Source organism: Mesorhizobium sp. AR07 (assembly GCF_024746815.1).
In the GTDB taxonomy this organism is placed as follows: Bacteria; Pseudomonadota; Alphaproteobacteria; order Rhizobiales; family Rhizobiaceae; genus Mesorhizobium.
Genome location: NZ_CP080525.1, coordinates 3,764,823 through 3,780,067, shown reverse-complemented (window position 1 = coordinate 3,780,067; position 15,245 = coordinate 3,764,823). Strand labels below are relative to the sequence as shown.

Annotated in this window: 16 protein-coding genes; 4 read left to right on the top strand and 12 right to left on the bottom strand. The window is 63.7% G+C overall.

The window, feature by feature from the left end; genetic code table 11:
* Positions 1–31 precede the first annotated feature (31 nt).
* Both BPNPMPFG_RS19260 and BPNPMPFG_RS19255 read left to right on the top strand, forming a co-directional pair.
* Positions 32–172 (top strand): DUF1127 domain-containing protein, encoded by a 141-nt coding sequence (locus BPNPMPFG_RS19260; protein ID WP_091578925.1) that lies wholly within the window; start codon positions 32–34, stop codon positions 170–172.
* Positions 173–564: 392 nt separating this feature from the next.
* Positions 565–1,257 carry a DUF1013 domain-containing protein gene (locus BPNPMPFG_RS19255; protein ID WP_095089368.1) on the top strand — a complete coding sequence of 231 codons (693 nt, stop codon included), beginning with the start codon at positions 565–567 and terminating at the stop codon, positions 1,255–1,257.
* A 51-nt stretch (positions 1,258–1,308) separates the two neighbouring features.
* Here BPNPMPFG_RS19255 and BPNPMPFG_RS19250 read toward each other — a convergent pair whose 3' ends face one another.
* The 5 genes from BPNPMPFG_RS19250 to BPNPMPFG_RS19230 form a co-directional block, all read right to left on the bottom strand.
* Positions 1,309–2,028 (bottom strand): helix-turn-helix transcriptional regulator, encoded by a 720-nt coding sequence (locus BPNPMPFG_RS19250; RefSeq protein WP_258590283.1) that lies wholly within the window; start codon positions 2,026–2,028, stop codon positions 1,309–1,311.
* A gap of 127 nt (positions 2,029–2,155) precedes the next feature.
* Positions 2,156–2,566 (bottom strand): hypothetical protein, encoded by a 411-nt coding sequence (locus BPNPMPFG_RS19245; RefSeq protein WP_258590282.1) that lies wholly within the window; start codon positions 2,564–2,566, stop codon positions 2,156–2,158.
* A gap of 16 nt (positions 2,567–2,582) precedes the next feature.
* Positions 2,583–2,948: a VOC family protein gene (locus BPNPMPFG_RS19240; RefSeq protein WP_258590281.1), complete on the bottom strand. Its 366-nt coding sequence runs from the start codon at positions 2,946–2,948 to the stop codon at positions 2,583–2,585.
* A gap of 63 nt (positions 2,949–3,011) precedes the next feature.
* Positions 3,012–3,602 (bottom strand): DJ-1/PfpI family protein, encoded by a 591-nt coding sequence (locus tag BPNPMPFG_RS19235; RefSeq protein ID WP_258590280.1) that lies wholly within the window; start codon positions 3,600–3,602, stop codon positions 3,012–3,014.
* A 96-nt stretch (positions 3,603–3,698) separates the two neighbouring features.
* Positions 3,699–3,866 (bottom strand): hypothetical protein, encoded by a 168-nt coding sequence (locus BPNPMPFG_RS19230; RefSeq protein ID WP_258590279.1) that lies wholly within the window; start codon positions 3,864–3,866, stop codon positions 3,699–3,701.
* 310 nt (positions 3,867–4,176) lie between these two features.
* Between BPNPMPFG_RS19230 and BPNPMPFG_RS19225 the strand changes: the two genes are divergently transcribed.
* Positions 4,177–5,124, top strand: a complete 948-nt coding sequence (locus tag BPNPMPFG_RS19225; RefSeq protein ID WP_258590278.1) for a ring-cleaving dioxygenase — start codon at positions 4,177–4,179, stop codon at positions 5,122–5,124.
* Positions 5,125–5,220: 96 nt separating this feature from the next.
* A complete protein-coding gene (locus tag BPNPMPFG_RS19220; RefSeq protein ID WP_258597095.1) occupies positions 5,221–5,400 on the top strand; it encodes a hypothetical protein in 180 nt (59 codons plus the stop codon).
* 36 nt (positions 5,401–5,436) lie between these two features.
* On the opposite strand, the gene BPNPMPFG_RS19215 is transcribed toward BPNPMPFG_RS19220, so the two are convergent.
* The 7 genes from BPNPMPFG_RS19215 to tkt form a co-directional block, all read right to left on the bottom strand.
* A complete protein-coding gene (locus BPNPMPFG_RS19215; RefSeq protein ID WP_258590277.1) occupies positions 5,437–6,153 on the bottom strand; it encodes an SGNH/GDSL hydrolase family protein in 717 nt (238 codons plus the stop codon).
* A 57-nt stretch (positions 6,154–6,210) separates the two neighbouring features.
* Complete coding sequence (locus tag BPNPMPFG_RS19210; RefSeq protein WP_258590276.1) at positions 6,211–6,951, bottom strand: DUF899 domain-containing protein; 741 nt, start codon at positions 6,949–6,951, stop codon at positions 6,211–6,213.
* Between the two features lie 230 nt (positions 6,952–7,181).
* Positions 7,182–8,207 (bottom strand): class I fructose-bisphosphate aldolase, encoded by a 1,026-nt coding sequence (locus BPNPMPFG_RS19205; protein WP_258590275.1) that lies wholly within the window; start codon positions 8,205–8,207, stop codon positions 7,182–7,184.
* A 125-nt stretch (positions 8,208–8,332) separates the two neighbouring features.
* Positions 8,333–9,529, bottom strand: coding sequence for a phosphoglycerate kinase (locus BPNPMPFG_RS19200; RefSeq protein WP_258590274.1), 1,197 nt, complete (start codon positions 9,527–9,529; stop codon positions 8,333–8,335).
* A gap of 144 nt (positions 9,530–9,673) precedes the next feature.
* Positions 9,674–11,563, bottom strand: a complete 1,890-nt coding sequence (locus BPNPMPFG_RS19195) for a potassium/proton antiporter (RefSeq protein ID WP_258590273.1) — start codon at positions 11,561–11,563, stop codon at positions 9,674–9,676.
* Between the two features lie 218 nt (positions 11,564–11,781).
* Positions 11,782–12,792, bottom strand: coding sequence for a type I glyceraldehyde-3-phosphate dehydrogenase (gap, locus tag BPNPMPFG_RS19190; RefSeq protein ID WP_258590272.1), 1,011 nt, complete (start codon positions 12,790–12,792; stop codon positions 11,782–11,784).
* A 212-nt stretch (positions 12,793–13,004) separates the two neighbouring features.
* Positions 13,005–14,996, bottom strand: coding sequence for a transketolase (gene tkt, locus BPNPMPFG_RS19185; RefSeq protein ID WP_258590271.1), 1,992 nt, complete (start codon positions 14,994–14,996; stop codon positions 13,005–13,007).
* Positions 14,997–15,245: the final 249 nt, after the last annotated feature.

Sequence of the window (15,245 nt, the reverse complement as noted above, 5' to 3'; positions counted from 1 at the left end):
ACCGAAACGAACAAATCACTGGAGGACTACCATGAACCCGATCCGCGCTTTCCGTAACTGGCGCATGTACACCGAGACCGTGCGCGAACTGAACCGCCTCAACGCACGTCAACTCAGCGATCTCGGCATCAATCGCGCCGACATCGAAAAGATCGCCCGCAAAGCGATCTGACGTAAAGCGTGACCTGCAAAGGTCGCGCCTTGCAAGCCAGAGCCGCACCAGACGGATTTTCCGTCGCGGTTCCAAGCCCGCTGGACCCAGTCCGGCGGGTTTTGTCGTTTTGGGGTCGACACCAGCCGAATGCCGCCCGACAGCAATCAGCGGTCGATCTCAGCTTTGCGCCCTTGGCGGTCTGACGATTGCCTGGAGATGCCCCCTTGAGATCATCGCCATGTCGGTTTTGAATTCGCTCCGCTCGATGGCATGAGCGCGGCCCGGTCGCTGCTTCCAAAAACGTTGCGAAACGGCCCGAGAGCGGTTATACAGACCGCGAATTTCCCATTTTGGTGGCTCTAAACCACCGCCCGCGCGGGAACGCGGGCGAACGAGAAGGATTTTTTGAAATGGCCAATACGCTGCTGATGCCCAAGGCGACCGCTGTCTGGCTGGTCGACAACACCGCGCTTTCCTTCGAGCAGATCGCGCAGTTCTGCGGGCTGCATCCGCTCGAGGTCAAGGCGATCGCCGACGGCGAATCGGCGCAAGGCATCAAGGGCATGGACCCGATCATGACCGGCCAGCTGACCCGTGACGAGATCGCGCGTGCCGAGAAGGACCCGAACCAGCGCCTGAAGCTTTCGGACCCCAAGGTCCGCGTGCCGGAATCGAAGCGCAAGGGGCCACGCTACACGCCGCTGTCGAAGCGTCAGGACCGGCCGAATGCCATTCTGTGGCTGGTGCGCAACCATCCCGAACTCAAGGACGCGCAGATTTCGCGCCTCGTCGGCACCACCAAGTCGACGATCGAACAGATCCGCGAGCGCAAGCACTGGAACTCGGCCAATCTGCAGCCGATGGACCCGGTGACGCTGGGCCTCGCCTCGCAGATCGACCTCGACATGGAAGTCAACCGCGCTTCGCGTGGTCGCGAGCAAGCGCAGCCGGTCGGCGACACGCTGCTGCCGGCGGCCTTGACCGAGCGTCTGGTGCCGGCCCCCGAGAAGCCCAAGGACGAGGACGCAGAACTCGACGCCAACGCCGTTTTCGCCAAGCTCTCGGCTTTGAAGTCGAAGAATACCGATAACGACGACGAGTGAGGCACAGCTCACTTCCCTTCTCCCACAAGAGGAGAAGGGAAGACCTGAACCTCAGCTTCGCGCAGAGCGGTCCGGCGCCATGCCGTAATCCTCACTGCGCTCGACCGCCCGGTAGAAGTCGGCAAGCTGCTTGCCGCGCTCCGGCTTGAAGATGCGGCCGGCGATGATCACCGAGGCGATGCGATCGATGCGGAAGGCGCGAAAATCGTCGCGCATCTCGCACCAGGCAACCAGCGTCCACACCTTACCCCAGAACCACAAGCCGAGCGGACGGATATCGCGCGCGGTGCCGCGGCCGGCTTCGTCGCAATAGTCGATGGTCAGCACCTGGCGCTTTTCGACCGCGCGCTCGATCAGGTCGATCGCCTCGCGGGCGGCGTCGCTCACCACCCACATCGGGGTGTGGATCTCGGTGCGGGCGATACGGTCCTTTTCGGCATCCGGCAGCACCGCACCGATCTTGACCAGCGCCTCGTCGGCGGCCCTCGCCATGGCCGCGCCGCCAAAGGCGCGCACCATGCGGGCGCCGGCAACCAGCGCCACGATCTCGTCACGCGTGAACATCAGCGGCGGAAGGTCGAAACCCTCCCTCATCATGTAACCAACGCCGGCCTCGCCGTCGATCGGCACGCCGGTCGACTGCAGGTCTGCGATATCGCGGTAGATGGTTCGCTCGGAAACCTCGAGCCACGTGCCAAGCTTCTGGGCGGTGACCAAGCGGCCACCGCGCAGATGCTGCACGATCTGGAAGAGCCTGTCGGCGCGTCGCATCGTATGGTCCCTCGGCGTTGTTTCTATGCATGTCGCCCAAAACCGCAGAACACTTTTGGGCGGCATGTGTCATGTTCTTGCGCATGCCGTTATCCCAAAACCGCAAAACACTTTTGGGCGGCATGCATCATGGTTTCAGCCCTTCGCGCTTGCGCTGCGCGGCGACGAATGCCGCGCCGAAGGACAGTTTTCCGGTGGTCGGAGTCTTCGCATCGAGCACGCGCCAGAAGGGCGCAATGTCGCTCAGCGTCATGCCGCGTTCGAGATCCTCGTTGGCTGCCTCGGCGACGGTGCGCAGATGATAGCCGATGGTGACCGGGCATGTCACTTCAGCGCCATGCTCGAGGGCAAGTGCCGTACGCAGCGCTCGGACATCCATCTCGACGCCTTCGGGGATCGAACGGATGAAATCATCGACCTGGCGAGCGGTCGGCACCAGCATCGGCTGGCCCTCGATAACATCGGCCATCGTACGCGGCGTCGGTTTCACCCCGTTGATGCCGGGCGTGTTCAACCTGTCGTTCCAGCTCTTCACCATTCCGCGCCGTCCCTCCTCAGACAAAGAGTCCGAAACTGTTGCCATCAGGGTCGAGGCAATAGGCGAATGTGCCGGCAGGGATGGAGATGGCCGGCGAGACGACCTGGCCGCCATTGCGTGTCACCCGTTCCATGGCGTCCTCGATCGGGGCGGCAACAGACAGGTGAATGGTCGGTCCGGTTCCGGGCGCCGCAGGCTTGCCGGGATAGACATGGCCGGCAGCCATCCGGTCCTGTGCCGCAAACATCGCGGTCGGATTTGGCCCGCTCTCCTCGAGATGCAGGTCGTTCTGCAGCACCGACGCATAGAAGGCCCTCGCTCTGTCCATGTCGGTAACAGGTATCTCGAACCAGACCGAGGCTTTTGCAGGAATGAAAACCATGCGTTTCTCCCGAAGTAAGTTTGGTGGCGACACCTATTGCACGTCCATCCTGACAGCATACTGTCAGGAGGCTTCAGCATACTCCTTGGCGAACAGCGTCCGCATCCGCGCGAGATCGCTGTCTCTTTCGGGATAGAGCGTCTTCAGAAAGGCAAGCGCGAAAGTGCCCGGCGCCGAACCCGGCGCGGAAATGACTTTGCCGTCGGCAACGGCATGCGGCACATCCTGATAGTTGTCGTCGCCGGCATAGGCTGCTTCATGGCCGTTGATCCAGTCGCGGCCATTGCTGGTGTGCCTGGCGTTCTCGAACAGGCCGGCCCGGGCCAGCGCCAATGTGCCGGCGCAAATACCGCCGACCACGCCGCCACGCGACGCAACGGCGGTGAGCAGTACCGCCGCGTCCGGCGGCGCCTTGCCTGCCCATTGGTCTGAGCCGATAACGGCGATGGCGTCGAGATCGGTATTCTCATCGACCCTGGCCGAGCGATCGGGCGTCAGTCGAAAACCGCTGATCCCGGTGACTGGCTTGCCGTCTGATGTCAGCGAAACCGCGCGGGCGCCGAACCATTCGACCGCCGATGCCGCCAGCAGGCCATATTCCCAGTCGGCAAAGTCTTCGATGAAAAGAAAGCCGATTGTCTTCTGTTCGGGCATAAGCTCGCTCCATCCCTCGCGCGCCAAACCTGCTATCTGGCCTATTATCTGGGCGTTGGGGCGCCCACATCCAACCGCTGTGTCGAAAAATTCGTCTCAATTGCCGCGAAGGCGACGCTCGGCATACATGTCCGGCCAGCCGATATCCTTGCGAATGTCCGCCGGCAGCGAGTTCAAGAACCGCTGGGTGCGGATTTCATTGCGCATCGTCCGGATCTTGCCGACATAGTGCTGCATGCCGCGCAGAAGGGTAAAACCGTTCATAGCTAGTCTCCTCTCTCTGAATGGAGACACTATCGCATACCCCTCCTGACAGCAGTCTGTCAGGAGGGTGGCAGGCGCGCGACGATAGTTGCGATTGGTGCGTATGCCGGGGGAAGGCACCGTTTTCCCGGCATCGGACCGCGGCCCTCAGCAGGCTTTCAGGGCTGACATTGTTCACCGTGGGGATACCGATCGAGGCTCCACTGTTCATCCTGCGGCGACGGACTGTCAGGATACGCGGCCTTCAGCGATGCGGCCGCAGTTCTGATATGAAAGGAGAAAATTCTACCCCAAAAACAGGGAGACGACCATGAGCCTGCAACTGACAGGAATCCATCATCTGACCGCCGTCACCGCCAATGCACCGGGCAACCTTCATTTCTATACGAAGGTGCTGGGCCTGCGGCTGGTCAAGAAGACGGTGAACCAGGACGACACCTCGGCCTACCACCTCTTCTATGCCGACGGCGAAGCGACACCAGGCACGGATCTCACCTTCTTCGACTGGCCGGTTGGCCGCGAGCGGCGTGGCACGCACAGCATCGTGCGGACCAGCCTCAGGGTCGGCAGCCAGGAAAGCCTTGCCTGGTGGAAGCAGCACTTGGCCGGCGAAAACATCGCGACAAGTGAGATCGCCGACATCGGCGGCTACCCCTGCCTGGATTTCGAAGACCCAGAGGGCCAGCGCCTGCGCCTCGTCAGCGATGGCGGCAAGGGCGACAGCCATGCCTGGGCGCAAAGTCCGGTGCCGGCCGAGCACCAGATCCGCGGGCTCGGGCCGATCGTCATCAGCGTTCCCGACATCACCAACACCGAGGCGGTGGTGACGCAAGTGATGAACATGCGCAAGGCCCGCGACTATGCCTCGCCGGAAGGTCAGGTTCACGTCTTCGAAATGGGTGACGGCGGGCCGGCGGCGGAGCTTCACGTCCTGGTGCAGCCAGGCCTCGCGCCGGCACGGCAAGGCGCCGGTGCGGTTCACCATGTCGCCTTCAGGGCGCCGGACCAGGAGACGCTGCATCAATGGACCGCCCGTCTGGCCGAATTCCGGTTGCCGTCGAGCGGCGAGGTCGAACGCTATTACTTCCGTTCGCTTTATTTCCGCGAGCCGAACGGCATCCTGTTCGAGATCGCCACCGATGGCCCGGGGTTCACCGCCGACGAGCCGCTGGAAACGCTGGGTGAAAAGTTGGCTCTGCCGCCTTTCCTCGAACCGAAGCGCGCCTCGATCGAGGCCGGTCTCAAGCCGCTCAAGTAGATCGCCCAGACCAAAGACGGGCGCCGCGTTCCGGTTCGGATCGCGGCGCCTATTCTTTCTCAGGGAAGGAATGAGGCGCTTTGACAGCCGGCCGCGTTGCTGGTCAAAGGCGGCATGTCGAAACTCCTCGCGCTCGTCATTGTTGGCATCATGGCCATCCAGCTGATCAAGCCGCTCGGCTGGCCGGGGCTGAAGCGACGCAGCGACTTCTGGAAGCTCGCGCTGCTGGCGATGGCGGCGATTTCCATAACGGCCGTGCTCGGGCATTGGACATAAGCCTGCGCGCAGGGCAACGCCACTCCTGCCGGTCGTTCAAGAGGCAAGCACCGGGCCGACGAGATGCTCGGCCCAGGCGCGGTAGCCGGCTTCCGAAGCATGAAAACCGTCGGAGGCAAAACCCTCTTCAGGATTTGTGATCGGCAGGCGTGGCGCCGGCACCGCACCGCGTTCCAGGCAAAGGCGTTCGCCCATCCGGTTCATCTCGGTGGCGCGCACCTCGAGGATCTTTCCGAGCAGCGGCGGCATCGCCGGCGCTCGCGTGAACTCCAGCACCGGCGACCACACCACGCGCGCCTCCGGCCATTTGGCGCGTAGCGCATAAAGCAGGCCGCCGAACTCCTTCTTGAAGCGCGGCACCGAGTGAAAGTTCTTGGTGTCGTTGGTGCCGATGGCGAGCACGATATGCGTCCACGGATCCGCCGACAGATTGGGCAGGACATGGTCGCGAATCTGGCCCGACGTTGCCGAATTGAAGCCGGCCGCCCGCCAGCGCACGGCGTGGCCGGTGCCTTGCGCGATCAGCATGGCAAGTTGCGCGGCAAGCCCGTCTTCGGAATTGCCTATGCCGACCGAAGCGGCCGAGGAATCCCCCAGCACCAGAAGCGAGATTGGCGGCGCCTTGCCCGGGAGATCGTGCATGACCGGCCCCTGCGCCGGCAGCATGCGCGTGGTGCGGCGGCGCACGCCAAGGCCCTGCCAGACATAGACAGGGTAGGCCAGCCAGGTGAGAAGGGCGAGAAGGCGCTGCATGCCGCACCTTTAGCGCATGTTGCGGCTGACGTGAACGACCGGCGGCTGCCTGTCGCGCTAATCGCAACAGGTCTCCCGAGTTCCAGACCGGTCGCCATATTCATCGTGCAAGCGTACCCAGTCCATCAGGCCGTGATAGGGGCCTGTTTCGTTGCGGCCCTTCGGCGTCATGTCGAGATAATCATAGGTGCCGATGAGTGCCTCGCCGCCGCGGGCGCGCGATAGGAAGGTGAGGAAGATGTCGCCGGTCCCGTCCCTGTAGAAAACGCTGGTGCCGGGAAGCTCCTTCGACGTCCGCGGACGGGTCTCGAAATTGTAGGTGGTATCGCCGGCGGCGATCTGCTTGTCGGTGAAGGAGACCTGCATGTCGAAGTTGAAATCCGAAGCGTAGGACGACACCCAGTCGAACTTCCAACCCATGCGCTGCTTGTAGGGCAGCAATTCGGCCAGCGGTGCGCGCGAAATCACCACTAGCGACACGTCGTGATGTCTGAGATGCTGGTTGGCGCCGTCGATATGGTCGGCAAGGAAAGAGCAGCCCTCGCAATGATGGTTGCACCCCGGCCCGAACATGAAGTGGTAGACGATCAACTGGCTGTTGCCGGCAAACAGGTCGGCCAGTCTTTTCGGCCCTTGCGCGGTCTCGAAGACGTAATCCTTGCGGATTTTCAGCCAGGGCAGTTCGCGCCGCTCGGCCGCGATGCGCTCGCGAAGCCGCGTCAGTTCCTTCTCGCGGGCCAGATGCTGCTTGTGCGCCTGGAACCAGTCTTCACGCGAAACGACCTTGTTGCGATGCATGAACCTCTCCTGTCTGTCATCCCAAGGACGTTCGGGACGGGCGAAAACCGACATCGCCGGCTGTTTGTTCGATCATGATCTTCTCCGAAAACCGGATTTCCACTTTCGGGATCATGCTTCAGCGCCGGAGAGGAAATAAGGACGCAGACGTCTCGTCCCAAGCCCGGCAAGTCGCACAAACAAAAAACCCGGGCGCGTCGGCCCGGGTTTCAAGGAGAGAGAACCTGTGGTCAGGCGGCCTGTTCCAGGCTCGCCTTCCATTTTCCGAGTGCCGCCAGATGGTTCATATGGGCGCGATGGGTGAAGGCGGCCTGGCCGGCGGCGACATTGGCTGCCTTGCCGCTCCAGGCTTTCTGCGGCGCGGCCTGCAGTGCACGGCCATAGGAGAAGGTCAGCTTCCACGGGTGCGGCCCGATGGCGTTGATGGCGTTGAGGTTGGCGGTCGCTTCCTCGTCCTCCTGGCCACCGGAGAGGAAGGCGATGCCCGGCACCGCTGTCGGCACGGTCTCGCGGAACAGTTTTATGGTCTTTTCTGCGATTTCCTCCGGACTGTTCGTCTTGCCGGATTTCTTGCCTGCGATGACCATGTTCGGCTTCAGGATCGTGCCTTCGAGCACAACGCGCGCCGCGTAGAGCTCGTCGTAGAGCTTCATCAGCGTCGCCTTCGAAATCTCATAGCAGGTGTCGATGTCGTGGGCGCCGTCCATCAACACTTCCGGCTCGACGATGGGCACGATGCCGGCCTCCTGGCAAAGTGCCGCATAGCGGGCGAGCGCATGGGTGTTCGAACCGATCGAATTGGCCGAAGGCACGCCCTTGCCGGTGTCGATGTCGATCACCGCGCGCCATTTGGCGAAGCGGGCGCCGAGCTTGTAGTAATCGGCAAGGCGCTCGCGCAGGCCGTCAAGGCCCTCGGTGATGGTGTCGCCGGGAAAACCGGCCAGCGGCTTGGCGCCGGCATCGACCTTGATGCCAGGGATGGCGCCGGCCGCCTTGATGATATCGACCAGCGGCGTGCCGTCGGCCGCCTTCTGGCGGATCGTCTCGTCGTAGAGGATGACGCCGGAAATGTACCGGGTCATCGCCTCCCTGGCGCGGAACATCATCTCGCGGTAATCGCGGCGGCTGTCGGCTGTCGATTCGACGCCGATGACGTCGAAGCGCTTCTTGATGGTGCCGGAACTTTCGTCGGCGGCCAGCAGGCCCTTGCCATCAGCCACGATCGCGGCGGCAATGTCTTCGAGACGTTCGCTCATTCTGCTTCTCCTGAAACGGTTGTTCCGCGCTTAACGGAAGTCTAGCGCCAAAGGAATGGCATCGGAAAGCTCGAATCGATTGAAAGCCTCTGGCGCCGCCAGCCGCACCGTCGATCTCGCCGGGCCTATTTCTTTAACACGTCGACGCCGGGCAGCGGCTTGCCTTCCATCCATTCCAGGAAGGCGCCGCCGGCTGTCGAGACGTAAGTAAAATCGTCGGCGACGCCGGCATGGTTGAGCGCCGCCACCGTATCGCCGCCGCCGGCAACCGAGACCAGCTTGCCGGCCTTGGTACGCGCTGCCGCATGCTTCGCCGCCGCCACCGTCGCGTGGTCGAAGGGCGCGATCTCGAAGGCGCCGAGCGGGCCATTCCAGACCAGCGTCGCGGCGCGGTCGATCCATTCGCCAATGGTCTTCACCGTTTTGGCGCCGACATCAAGGATCATGCCGTCGGCCGGCACGTCCGAGATGGCGACGGTCTCGCAGGCCGCGCCCGCCTTGAATTCCTTGGCGACGACGCCGTCGACCGGCAGGATGATGGCGCAGCCGGCCTCGGCCGCCTCGATCATGATCTGTTTGGCGGTGCTGGCGAGATCATGCTCGCACAGCGATTTGCCGACATCGGTGCCGCGCGCGGCGAGGAAGGTGTTGGCCATGCCGCCGCCGATGACCAGCGCGTCGACCTTCTTCACCAGGTTCATCAAGAGGTCGATCTTGGTCGAGACCTTGGCGCCGCCGACAATGGCGACCACCGGACGGACCGGGTTTCCCAGACCTTTCTCCAGTGCCTCGAGTTCGGCCTGCATGGTGCGGCCGGCGAAGGCAGGCAACAGGCGCGCCAGCCCCTCCGTCGAGGCGTGGGCGCGGTGCGCCGCGGAAAAGGCGTCGTTGACGAAGATGTCGCCACAGGCGGCGAGCCTTTCGGTGAAGGCCGGGTCGTTCTTCTCCTCGGCCTTGTAGAAGCGGGTATTTTCGAGCAGCAGCACGTCGCCCTTGTTCATGGCGGCGATGGCGCTTCCGGCCGTGTCGCCGACACAGTCGCTGGCGAAGCCGACGGGGCGGCCAAGCACCTCAGCCGTTGCCCTGGCGATCGGCTCCAGCGAGAATTCGGGCGAAGGGCCATCCTTGGGGCGGCCGAAATGCGCCAGCAGGATGACCTTGGCGCCCTTGCCGGACAGTTCGGCGATGGTCGGGGCGATGCGTTCGATGCGGGTGGCGTCGGTGACCTTGCCCTCAGTGACGGGAACGTTGAGGTCGACGCGCACCAGCACGCGCTTGCCGCTGATGTTGCCGATGTCGTCCAGGGTCTTGAAGGCGGCCATGCGGGTTCCTTTCGCGAAAAATCGGGGGACCATACCCCGCGCCAACGACGATGCAAGGCTTAGGCTGCGGCGGGAACGAAATTTTGAGATCGGTGCGAAGCCTGTGGTGGTGGCGGATAAGGGGCGGCGTAAACGATCGCCGTGTCAACTCTCGGTCGTTGCCTTCTCCGCAGGCGTTTCCGGCGCCGGCTTTTCGTCGACCCGCCCCTCCTCCATCTGCGTCTCGGTCGGCTTGCGCCAGTTGCGGATGAAGGCGGAGATACGGTCGCCGATTTCGCCGGCGCTCAGGAACACCGGCACCCGCGCCACCGGAGCGGTCGGCTCGAAGGAAAGGCCAAGGCCTATGATCTTGCCCTTGTCGTCGACGTCGCGGACGATCAGCTCGATCGGACCGAGCAGCACGCGGTCGGCATATTCGGCATGACCGCCGAGCCGCCCTGTCACCAGCGCGCCGACGGTGAGCTTTTGCTCGGCTTCGGTCAGGCTAGGCGCATAGGCCGCTTCCAGTTCGGCGGCGGAGCGTGCCGGGTCGACGGCGAAGGCACCGAAGAAATCCGCATCCTCGGGATCGACCACGGCGCGGCTGGCGAACAGCTTGTCGAGCAGGCGCGGGTAACGATCCGGCACGAAGATATAGACATGGTCGCCGGCGGCGAGCCGGCCCATGTCCTGGAAGCGCATCGAGCGGCCGTCGCGCAGCACCAGCGAGGGCCGCGCCCAGCGCGGGATGCGCTCGCCGCGCGCCACCGGACTGCCGGGTGCGACGCGATAGGCGAGCAGTTCGTGGTGGGCCGAGCCCGGCAGTTCCAGCTCGACCTTGTCCAGAGGCCCGAGGCGTGCCGGAACGATCAGGCCGAGGCGACGTGCCAGCGGCCCGACCGTCCAGCCCTGGATGACCAGCGACACCAGCACGATGATGAAGGCGGTGTTGAAGATGACACGGCCGTTTTCCAGGCCGCCGAGCAGCGGGGTGATGGCGAGCAGGATCGACACCGCGCCACGCAGGCCGACCCAGGAGACGAAGGCGACTTCGGGACGCGGCAAGCGGAACGGGATCAGGCAGAGCCAGACCGCGATCGGGCGGGCGATAAACATCAGGAACAGGCCGAGCAGCACCGCCGGCACCATGATCGCCGGAAACTGCGACGGCGTCGCGAACAGGCCGAGGATCAGGAACATGATGATCTGCGCCAGCCACGACATGCCGTCCTGGAAACGCTTGAGGATGGTGACGGCGCGGATGTCGGAATTGCCCGCAATGAGACCGGCGATATAGACCGCCAGGAAACCGGAGCCGCCGATGGCGCCGGCGGCGGCGAAGACCATCAGCGACAGGGTCAGCACGAAGATCGGCAGCAGGCCATGGTCGAGATTGAGCCGATCGACGAGGCGCACGATGGCGAGGCCGCCGAGCACGCCGACGACGGCACCGAGGCCCATATTGAGGAGGAAGCCGAGGATCAGGCTGGTGACCAGCACATTGGCCTCGGGGTTGGCGTGGGCGGCGATGATCTCGACCAGCGTGATGGTGAGGAAAATGGCGATCGGGTCGTTGGTGCCGGATTCCACCTCGAGGGTCGAACGCACCCGTTCGCGCAGATTGATCTCGCCGGCGCGCAGCAGGAAGAACACCGCCGCGGCGTCGGTGGAGGCGACGGCGGCGCCGAGCAGGAAGGATTCCAGCCAGCTGAGGTCAAGCAGATAGTGGGCAGCGGCGCCGAACAGACCAGTGGTCAGCAGCACGCCCAAGGTTGCCAGCGACAACGCCGGGCCTGCCGCCTGCCGCAAGGCGTTGAGCGGCGTGCCGAAACCGGAATCGAACAGGATGACGGCCAGCGCCAGTGAGCCGGCAAAATAAGCCACCCGCGCATTGTCGAATTCGATGCCGAGGCCGTCGGTGCCGGTGGCGAGGCCGATGCAGAGGAACAACAAGAGCAGGGGAGCGCCGAAGCGGAAGGCAATCAGGCTCGAAAACGCGGCGGCGACGACCAGTGCTGTGCCGACCAGCGTGAAGAGATAGATCGCATGCTCCATCCTGAAATCAGCCCCTCAAATTCGTCTGTCTCCTGGTTTACGGTAGAGTGGGGCGAAGACGTGACCAGTGCAAGGCGGCAGGGTGGCTTTTTGACCTATGCCGCTGATTTCTGAGCGTTTTGGCGCTCAAGCCACAAATTCGGAAGGCGCGCGCCGCTCGCATGAAAAACGCCCGGACAAAGCCGGGCGTTTCAGGTCTCGAAAAGAAAGCCTTGCGATCAGGCGATGGTCTTGCCGAAGGCGACCGCGGTGTCGGACATGCGGTTGGAGAAACCCCATTCATTGTCGTACCAGGACAGCACCGAAACGAAATTGCCGTCCATCACCTTGGTCTGGTCGAGCGCCATGATCGAGGAGCGCGGATCGTGGTTGAAGTCGATCGACACGTTCGGGTGATGGGTGACGCCGAGAATGCCCTTCAGCCTGCCGTTGGAAGCGGCGATGACCGCCTCGTTGATCTCCTGGACGGTGGTCGGCCGCTTGGCGATGAACTTGAAATCGACGACCGAGACGTTCGGCGTCGGCACGCGGATCGAGATGCCGTCGAGCTTGCCCTTGAGGTCGGGCAGGACGAGGCCGATCGCCTTGGCGGCACCGGTCGAGGTCGGGATCTGCGACAGGGCGGCGGCGCGGGCGCGGTAGAGATCCTTGTGCATGGTGTCCAGCGTCGGCTGGTCGCCGGTGTAGGAATGGATCGTCGTCATCATGCCCTTTTCGATGCCGACCGTCTCGTGCAGCACGGCGGCCAGCGGCGCCAGGCAATTGGTGGTGCACGACGCGTTCGAGATGACGATGTGATCCTTGGTCAGCTTGTCGTGGTTGATGCCGTAGACGACGGTGAGGTCGGCGCCTTCCGCGGGTGCGGAGACCAGCACGCGCTTGGCGCCGGCGGTCAGGTGCGCGGCGGCCTTGTCGCGGGCGGTGAAGATGCCGGTGCATTCGAGCGCGATGTCGACGCCCAGTTCCTTCCACGGCAGCTGGGTCGGGTCCTTGATCGCGGTGACCTTGAACTTTTCCTTGCCGACGGTGATCTGGTCGCCGGAAACCGAGACTTCGTGCGGGAAACGGCCATGCACGCTGTCAAAGCGCAGCAGATGTGCGTTGGTCTCGACCGGGCCGAGGTCGTTGACGGCGACGACGTCGATGTCCTTGCGGCCGGATTCATGGATGGCGCGCAGGATGTTGCGGCCGATGCGGCCGAATCCGTTGATGGCAACTCTGACGGTCATTTTTCTCTCCCGGGGAGCTGGAGGGCAGACGAAGGGTCCGCAGCTTCATAGCGGCGGAAGCGGAAAGAATCCAGCCGCAGCGACGTGGATTTAAATCGATTAGGTTGGGCCAGTCCGGCGAAATCGCTTTGCGCGGTTTCGCCGGAGCATTTTTGTTTCACGCCTGCCGTTGTCCCAAAACCGCGATACGCTTTTGGGCGACAGGCAAGGCCTTACTTGCCGTGCAGGCGGGCTTCCGCTGCCTTGGCGGCTGCTTCGGCGGTGATGCCGAAATGCGGATAGAGCTGCTCGATGGTGCCCGAGGCGCCGAAGCCGGTCATGCCGATGAAGATGCCGTCGGAGCCGATGAGATGATCCCAGCCCTGGCGGATGCCGGCCTCGATCGCCATCTTGATCGGCGCGTTGCCGATCGTTGTCTTGCGATAGTCGTCGCTCTGCTTGTCGAACAGTTCGAAGCAAGGCATCGACACGACGCGGGTCGGATGGCCGTGCTTTTCCAGCAAGTCGCGGGCGGCGAGCGCGATCTCGACCTCGGAGCCGGTGGCGAAGATCGTCACCGCGGCCTTGCCGCTGGCGGCGGCCAGCTCGTAACCGCCCTGGCTGCTCAGGTTCTTGGCCGAGAACTCGGTGCGCACCGTCGGCAGGTTCTGGCGGGTCAGCGCCAGCGTCGAAGGCGTCTTTTCCGACTCGATCGCGATCTGCCAGCATTCGGCGGTTTCCACCGCGTCGGCCGGGCGGAAGACATTGTGGTTCGGGATGGCGCGCAGTGCCGCCAGATGCTCGACCGGCTGGTGGGTCGGGCCGTCTTCGCCCAGACCGATGGAATCATGGGTCATGACGAAGATCGAGCGGATGCCCATCAGCGAGGAAAGCCGCATCGACGGACGGGCATAGTCGGAGAAGCACATGAAGGTGCCGCCATAGGCGATGAGGCCGCCATGCAGCGTCAGGCCGTTGATCGCGGCGGCCATGCCATGCTCGCGGATGCCATAGTGGACATAGCGCTGGCCATAGTCGTCGGGCGTGATGTTCTTGGTCTGGCTGGTCTTGGTGTTGTTGGAGCCGGTCAGGTCGGCCGAACCGCCGATGGTCTCGGGCACGGCGCCGTTGATGATTTCCAGCGCCATCTCGGACGATTTGCGGGTGGCGACCTTCGGCTTGTCGACCGAGAGCTTCTTCTTGTAGTCGGCGATGACGGCGTCGAAGTTGGACGGCAGCTTGCCGGCGATGCGGCGCTCGAACTCGGCCTTCAGCTTGGCGTCGGCCTTGGCAAGGCGGCCTTCCCAGTCGGTGCGCGCCTTGACGCCGGTCTTGCCGGCGGCGCGCCAGGCGTCGAGGATGTCGGCTGGAATCTCGAAGGGCGGCGACTCCCAGTTGAAGAACTTGCGCGCGCCGGCGATCTCGTCGGCGCCGAGCGGCGAGCCGTGCGCCTTGTTGGTGCCGGCCTTGGTCGGCGCGCCGAAGCCGATGGTCGTCTTGCAGGCGATCAGCGTCGGCTTGTCGGAATGGCGGGCGGCTTCGATGGCATAGGCGATGGCTTCGGGATCCGTGCCGTCGATGTGGCTGGCGTTCCAGCCGGAGGCCTGGAAGCGGGCGACCTGGTCGGTGTTGTCGGCGAGCGACACCGGACCGTCGATCGAGATATTGTTGTTGTCCCAGAAGACGATCAGCTTGTTGAGCTTGAGGTGTCCGGCCAGCGCGATGGCTTCCTGGCTGACGCCTTCCATCAGGCAGCCGTCGCCGGACAGCACATAGGTGTAGTGGTCGACCAGGTCGTTGCCGAAGGCGGCGTTCATGATGCGCTCGCCGAGCGCGAAGCCGACCGAATTGGCGAGACCCTGGCCGAGCGGGCCGGTCGTCGTCTCGATGCCGGTGGCATGGCCGTATTCGGGGTGGCCGGCGGTCTTCGAGCCCAGCTGGCGGAAATGCTTGATCTGGTCGATAGTCATGTCTTCATAACCGGTCAGATGCAGCAGCGAATAGAGCAGCATCGAACCGTGGCCGGCCGACAGGATGAAGCGGTCGCGATCGGGCCAGTGCGGCGCCTTGGGGTCATATTTCAGGAAGCGCGTGAACAGCACCGTGGCGATGTCGGCGCAGCCCATAGGCAGGCCCGGATGGCCCGACTGGGCCTTTTCGACGGCGTCCATGGAGAGAAAGCGGATCGCATTGGCCATCCGGTCATGTTGTTCACGCGACGTCATGGTTCCTCCAGAAATGGGGGTTTGGGGCTTGGGCGAGCCCTTGAAAAGGGTGCGCGACACATAGCAGGCGCGGGTTTTTAGTCAACAAATCGGTGCGCATTTGCCGGTCTTGTGATGCCGGTGGCGGGCCTACATTAGCGTTAGCAGGGGACAGTCGCGAGAGCTTTGTTGACGTTGCCTTCACCCGGTGCCTAATGTTTCCGGGATAACGCGTTCTGAACGCGAACGATTCGGTGATGGGCAGGGCAC

Bases quoted from the DNA above. Each gene is read 5' to 3' on its own strand.
- BPNPMPFG_RS19210 (WP_258590276.1), bottom strand. From the start codon at position 6,951: ATGCATCGCAACAAGGTCGTTTCGCGTGAAGACTGGTTCCAGGCGCAC.
- gap (WP_258590272.1), bottom strand. From the start codon at position 12,792: ATGACCGTCAGAGTTGCCATCAACGGATTCGGCCGCATCGGCCGCAAC.
- BPNPMPFG_RS19230 (WP_258590279.1), bottom strand. From the start codon at position 3,866: ATGAACGGTTTTACCCTTCTGCGCGGCATGCAGCACTATGTCGGCAAG.
- BPNPMPFG_RS19245 (WP_258590282.1), bottom strand. From the start codon at position 2,566: ATGGTGAAGAGCTGGAACGACAGGTTGAACACGCCCGGCATCAACGGG.
- BPNPMPFG_RS19235 (WP_258590280.1), bottom strand. From the start codon at position 3,602: ATGCCCGAACAGAAGACAATCGGCTTTCTTTTCATCGAAGACTTTGCC.
- BPNPMPFG_RS19240 (WP_258590281.1), bottom strand. From the start codon at position 2,948: ATGGTTTTCATTCCTGCAAAAGCCTCGGTCTGGTTCGAGATACCTGTT.
- BPNPMPFG_RS19255 (WP_095089368.1), top strand. From the start codon at position 565: ATGGCCAATACGCTGCTGATGCCCAAGGCGACCGCTGTCTGGCTGGTC.
- BPNPMPFG_RS19260 (WP_091578925.1), top strand. From the start codon at position 32: ATGAACCCGATCCGCGCTTTCCGTAACTGGCGCATGTACACCGAGACC.
- BPNPMPFG_RS19225 (WP_258590278.1), top strand. From the start codon at position 4,177: ATGAGCCTGCAACTGACAGGAATCCATCATCTGACCGCCGTCACCGCC.
- BPNPMPFG_RS19215 (WP_258590277.1), bottom strand. From the start codon at position 6,153: ATGCAGCGCCTTCTCGCCCTTCTCACCTGGCTGGCCTACCCTGTCTAT.
- tkt (WP_258590271.1), bottom strand. From the start codon at position 14,996: ATGACGTCGCGTGAACAACATGACCGGATGGCCAATGCGATCCGCTTT.
- BPNPMPFG_RS19250 (WP_258590283.1), bottom strand. From the start codon at position 2,028: ATGCGACGCGCCGACAGGCTCTTCCAGATCGTGCAGCATCTGCGCGGT.
- BPNPMPFG_RS19200 (WP_258590274.1), bottom strand. From the start codon at position 9,529: ATGGCCGCCTTCAAGACCCTGGACGACATCGGCAACATCAGCGGCAAG.
- BPNPMPFG_RS19195 (WP_258590273.1), bottom strand. From the start codon at position 11,563: ATGGAGCATGCGATCTATCTCTTCACGCTGGTCGGCACAGCACTGGTC.
- BPNPMPFG_RS19205 (WP_258590275.1), bottom strand. From the start codon at position 8,207: ATGAGCGAACGTCTCGAAGACATTGCCGCCGCGATCGTGGCTGATGGC.